This window comes from Rhizorhabdus sp. (genome assembly GCF_018006725.1).
Lineage (GTDB): Bacteria > Pseudomonadota > Alphaproteobacteria > Sphingomonadales > Sphingomonadaceae > Rhizorhabdus.
This window is the reverse complement of sequence record NZ_JAGMXV010000322.1, coordinates 1-4,547: the sequence shown is the minus strand read 5'-3', so window position 1 is coordinate 4,547 and position 4,547 is coordinate 1. Positions and strand designations below refer to the sequence as shown.

Annotated in this window: 5 protein-coding genes and 1 pseudogene; 3 read left to right on the top strand and 3 right to left on the bottom strand. The window is 63.0% G+C overall.

Translation table 11 applies throughout. The features are described from left to right. Together KAY22_RS25040 and KAY22_RS25035 are read left to right on the top strand one after the other, a co-directional pair. The coding region (locus KAY22_RS25040; protein ID WP_296625835.1) for an oleate hydratase at window positions 1-675 on the top strand (675 nt) is incomplete at its 5' end. 41 nt (window positions 676-716) lie between these two features. After that, window positions 717-3,206 (top strand): heavy metal translocating P-type ATPase, encoded by a 2,490-nt coding sequence (locus tag KAY22_RS25035; RefSeq protein WP_017503236.1) that lies wholly within the window; start codon window positions 717-719, stop codon window positions 3,204-3,206. Window positions 3,207-3,249: 43 nt separating this feature from the next. On the opposite strand, the pseudogene KAY22_RS28015 reads toward KAY22_RS25035, so the two are convergent. The 3 genes and pseudogenes from KAY22_RS28015 to KAY22_RS25025 form a co-directional block, all read right to left on the bottom strand. Beyond that, window positions 3,250-3,339: pseudogene (locus KAY22_RS28015) on the bottom strand (DUF736 domain-containing protein); the annotation flags it as partial. Continuing rightward, entirely contained in the window at window positions 3,333-3,587 is a 255-nt protein-coding gene (locus KAY22_RS25030) for a hypothetical protein (protein ID WP_004207027.1), read from the bottom strand. The pseudogene KAY22_RS28015 and the gene KAY22_RS25030, both read right to left, overlap by 7 nt. Window positions 3,588-3,647: 60 nt before the next feature. Continuing rightward, window positions 3,648-3,950, bottom strand: coding sequence for a hypothetical protein (locus tag KAY22_RS25025; RefSeq protein WP_133085112.1), 303 nt, complete (start codon window positions 3,948-3,950; stop codon window positions 3,648-3,650). 421 nt (window positions 3,951-4,371) lie between these two features. On the opposite strand from KAY22_RS25025, the gene KAY22_RS25020 reads away from it, so the two are divergent. After that, a partial coding sequence (locus KAY22_RS25020; protein WP_146147683.1) for a transposase occupies window positions 4,372-4,547 on the top strand: 176 nt, incomplete at its 3' end.

Below are 4,547 nucleotides of genomic sequence, written 5' to 3'. Positions count from 1 at the left end.
AAGCGGAACCCCTTTACCGGCAAGATCGTCTCCGCCGGTATCGTCACGGTGAAGGACTCGGCGTGGCTGCTGAGCTGGACGGTTCATCGCCAGCCGCATTTCAAGAAGCAGCCCAAAGATCAGATGATCGCCTGGTTCTACGCGCTCTTTGTCGATTGCCCCGGCGACTTCGTGAAGAAGCCGATGCAGGAATGCACCGGTGAGGAGATCACCCAGGAATGGCTCTATCACCTCGGCGTGCCGGTCGAGGACATTCCCGAACTCGCGGCATCCGGCGCCAGCACCGTTCCCACGATGATGCCCTATATTACCGCCTTCTTCATGCCGCGCCAGGCGGGTGACCGGCCGGACGTGGTGCCGGAGGGCGCGGTCAACTTCGCCTTCATCGGCCAGTTCGCGGAATCGAAGCAGCGGGACTGCATCTTCACCACGGAATATTCGGTGAGAACCCCGATGGAGGCCGTCTACACGCTGATGAATGTCGAGCGCGGCGTGCCGGAGGTCTTCAACTCGACCTATGATATTCGTACACTTCTTGCTGCGATCGGTCCGCTGCGGGACGGCAAGGGCATCGATCTTCCCGGACCGGCCTTCCTGCGCAAGCTGCTGATGAAGAAGCTCGAAGGCACAGAGATCGCCAAGCTGCTCGAAGAGTTCCATCTGATCGAGGAGTGAACAAAGACCGGAAGGCACGCGCGGCGTGTGAAAGGTGATGAATGGCCGACGACGATCAGAAGAGCGAACGCGCCGCCGAGGTGACTGGGGCGCACGGCCATCATCACCATCATGAGCCGGACGGCGAAACGCCGTCCGGTCACGTCGACCATGATCCGGTCTGCGGCATGGTGGTCGATCCCGCCAGGACCGCTCACAATGCTGAGTATGAAGGCGAGCGCTACGTCTTCTGCTCGGCCGGCTGCAAGGCGAAGTTCGACGCCGACCCCGTGCATTATGCGGCACTGGCAGCGCATGCTGCACATCACCATGAGGGTGCTGCCGCCCATGGCGATCATTCCCACCATAGCCACACGCATGGACCTGATACCCATGAGCATCACCACGTTGCGGCAGTAACGGCAACCGCAACGGAAGGGACGATCTGGACATGCCCGATGCATCCGGAAATCCGCCGGGATGCGCCGGGTAGTTGCCCGATCTGCGGCATGGCGCTGGAGCCGCTGATCGCGGCGGCGGATGCCGGACCAAGCCCCGAACTCGCCGATATGACCCGACGCTTCTGGATCGGCCTCGTGCTCGCCTTGCCCGTGTTCCTGCTGGAGATGGGCGGTCACCTGATCCCGGCGCTGCACCATTTGGTGCCGATGCGCATCTCGATCTGGATCCAGTTCGCGCTGGCGACGCCGGTGGTCCTGTGGGCCGGATGGCCGTTCTTCGAACGTGGCTGGGCGTCGATCGTCAACCGCAGCCTCAACATGTTCACGCTGATCGCGATGGGCACCGGGGTCGCCTGGGGCTACAGCATCGTCGCGACATTCGCGCCGCAGCTCTACCCGCAGGCTTTCCGAGGCGCCGATGGCACGGTCGCGGTCTACTATGAGGCCGCGGCCGTGATCACCGTGCTGGTGCTGCTCGGTCAGGTCATGGAACTGCGCGCCCGGGAGCAGACCTCCGGCGCAATCCGCGCGCTTCTCAATCTCGCGCCGAAAACCGCCCGGCGGATCGGGCGGAACAATGCTGAAGAGGATATTCCTGTCGAAGCCGTCGTCATCGGTGATCGGCTCAGGGTCCGGCCCGGTGAAACCGTGCCGGTTGACGGCGTGGTCGAGCAGGGTCGCTCATCGATCGATGAATCGATGGTGACCGGAGAATCCATGCCGGTGACGCGTGTAGTCGGCGAAGCGGTCGTAGGAGGTACGCTGAACCAGACCGGCGCGCTCGTCATCCGGGCTGAAAAAGTCGGGCGCGACACCATGCTCGCCCGCATCGTCCAGATGGTCGCGGATGCCCAGCGCTCGCGCGCGCCGATCCAGCGCATGGCTGATCAGGTGTCGGGCTGGTTCGTGCCGGTCGTCATCGCCGTCGCGCTGCTCGCCTTCGCGGCCTGGGGTGTATGGGGGCCGGAGCCGCGGCTGGCGCATGGCCTGATCGCGGCCGTTTCCGTGCTGATCATTGCCTGCCCCTGCGCGCTCGGGCTCGCGACGCCGATGTCGATCATGGTGGGTATCGGCAAGGGGGCGGCCGCCGGCGTTCTGATCAAGAACGCGGAGGCGCTCGAGCGGATGGAGAAGATCGATACTCTGGTGGTCGACAAAACCGGGACGCTTACCGAAGGCAAACCGGCCGTTACCCGGATCGTCGTGGCCCCGCGATTTGTCGAGGAGACCATCCTGCGGCTTGCAGCCGGCGTGGAGAAGGCGTCCGAGCATCCGCTTGCGCGGGCGATCGTGGCGGCTGCCGACGAGCGAAAGATCACCATCCCCGATGTCGCCGACTTCGACTCGCCGACCGGCAAGGGGGCGATCGGTCGTGTCGAGGGCCGGCATGTGGTGCTCGGCAGCACCACCTTCCTCGCCGAACATGGGGTTGATACAGCGCCGCTCGCGGCACAGGCCGATGAGCTACGCCGCGACGGCGCAACCGCCATCTATATCGGCATCGATAAAGCCATCGGCGGCATCTTCGCCATCGCCGACACGATCAAGGCGACCACGCCTGAGGCACTGAAGGCCCTGCATGCGGAAGGCATCCGCATCGTCATGCTGACCGGTGACAATCGCACCACAGCCGAAGCCGTTGCGAGAAAGCTCGGCATCGATGAGGTCGAGGCCGATGTGCTGCCGGACCAGAAAGCCGCGGTCGTCGAGCGCCTGAAGGCGCAGGGCAAGGTGGTGGCGATGGCGGGTGACGGCGTAAATGACGCGCCGGCGCTTGCCGCCGCCGATGTTGGTATCGCCATGGGATCGGGGACCGACGTTGCGATCGAAAGTGCGGGCGTGACGCTGCTCAAGGGCGATCTCACCGGCATTGTCCGCGCGCGACGCCTGTCGCAGGCGACGATGGCCAACATCCGCCAGAACCTCGCCTTCGCGTTCATCTACAATGCGGCAGGCGTACCGATTGCGGCCGGTGCGCTCTATCCCACGTTTGGGCTGCTGCTGTCGCCGATCATCGCTGCTGCCGCGATGGCGCTGTCGTCCGTCAGCGTCATCGGCAATTCGCTGCGGCTCCGGACAGTGAAGGCATGACGGACCAAGGCCCCGACCTTGTGGCGGGGTCTTGCGTGGGGTCTTAGTCGGCGCGCCTGCCGTTGGGGCGGGACCAGATCAGCGAGAAGGTGTCTTCGCCCTCGTTGTCGAAGAGGTTGGCATAGATCAGAGCGCCGATCTTCTCATGATGCCCTCGGCTGTCAGGGCGTCCGCGATCTGACGGTCGAGTGATCCCACAGCATTGAGCGTTCGCACCATCTCCTCGATGCGTGCGAAGTGAGCCAGATCGTCATAGTTGGCGGTATTGCGGATGATCACATGCTCTGTTCGCGCGCCGGTCTGCCACAGGATCGCGAACCAGATACGGCCTTGCGCACGGCTCTTGTCGACCGTCACGCTGTCGATCACGAGCCGCATCATCTCTTTGCGTTCGTCGATGCCAGCCCGCTTCGAGAACGCGGGCAACAGGGTCGGCAATGGTCAGGATACGCGTTCGCGCGGCGGCGGCCAGGGCGTTAACCTGCTCGACATGCCACCGCGCGTAATCCTGTTCGACGCGTCGGCTTCGCGTATTTTCTCTTCCCACAACGTTTCCAGCGAACGTGCGACGAGCCGCTTTTCCGACTCCACGGCATCATATTGTCGGCGTGCACGCTCCGCTTCGTAATGCGCCTTCTCCCGATTCAGCGCCCATTGACGTTCCAGGAGCCGGTTTTCGCCGTTCATCTGTTCATGAGCCGCAAGCGCAAGGTCGATGCGATCGGGTTGCAGAGCTTCGATCAACAGCCGCTCGACCTCTGCATCAACCTGGTTTGCGCACATTCTGGCAGTGCCCGCTCTGCTCGCTATCGATGCAGTGATAGACGGGGGTCTTCTTATGGGCAGAGTGAGTGAAGACCCATGCGGTGTCCGCATATCCCGCAGACCACGATGCCTTGAAGCATCGCTGCGCCACGCAGGGGCGCTCCGCGCCGGCCAGCGCTGAAGTTGCCGATATTGTCGGCGAGCCGCCCGACGTTGCTCATGTATGCCTCCCATTGGCTATGCCGATGAGCCCGCGTAGGTGGTGACGCCATAGCCATATAGACGACTGGTCTATTATTCGTTATATATGCTGATCATGAATTTGACACCCAAAGCATGATCTGCCCCCCGCTGAGTGGCCCAGAGACTATGATAGTTTGGACCACGAAAGGGACGATGAATGCCGAGCAAGAAGCACAAGCCGGAAGAAATTATCGGCAAGCTGCGTGAAGTTGAGATTGTTCTGGCGCAGGGAGCCTCGACAGCAGAGGCGTGCCGCCGGATCGCAGTCAGCGAGCAGACATACTATCGCTGGCGCAAGGAATATGGTGGCCTGAAGACCGACCAGGCGAGGCG

What these genes read in the sequence shown, in the direction of transcription:
- KAY22_RS25030 (WP_004207027.1), bottom strand. Translation starts at nt 3,587, where the DNA reads ATGATGCGGCTCGTGATCGACAGCGTGACGGTCGACAAGAGCCGTGCG.
- KAY22_RS25035 (WP_017503236.1), top strand. Translation starts at nt 717, where the DNA reads ATGGCCGACGACGATCAGAAGAGCGAACGCGCCGCCGAGGTGACTGGG.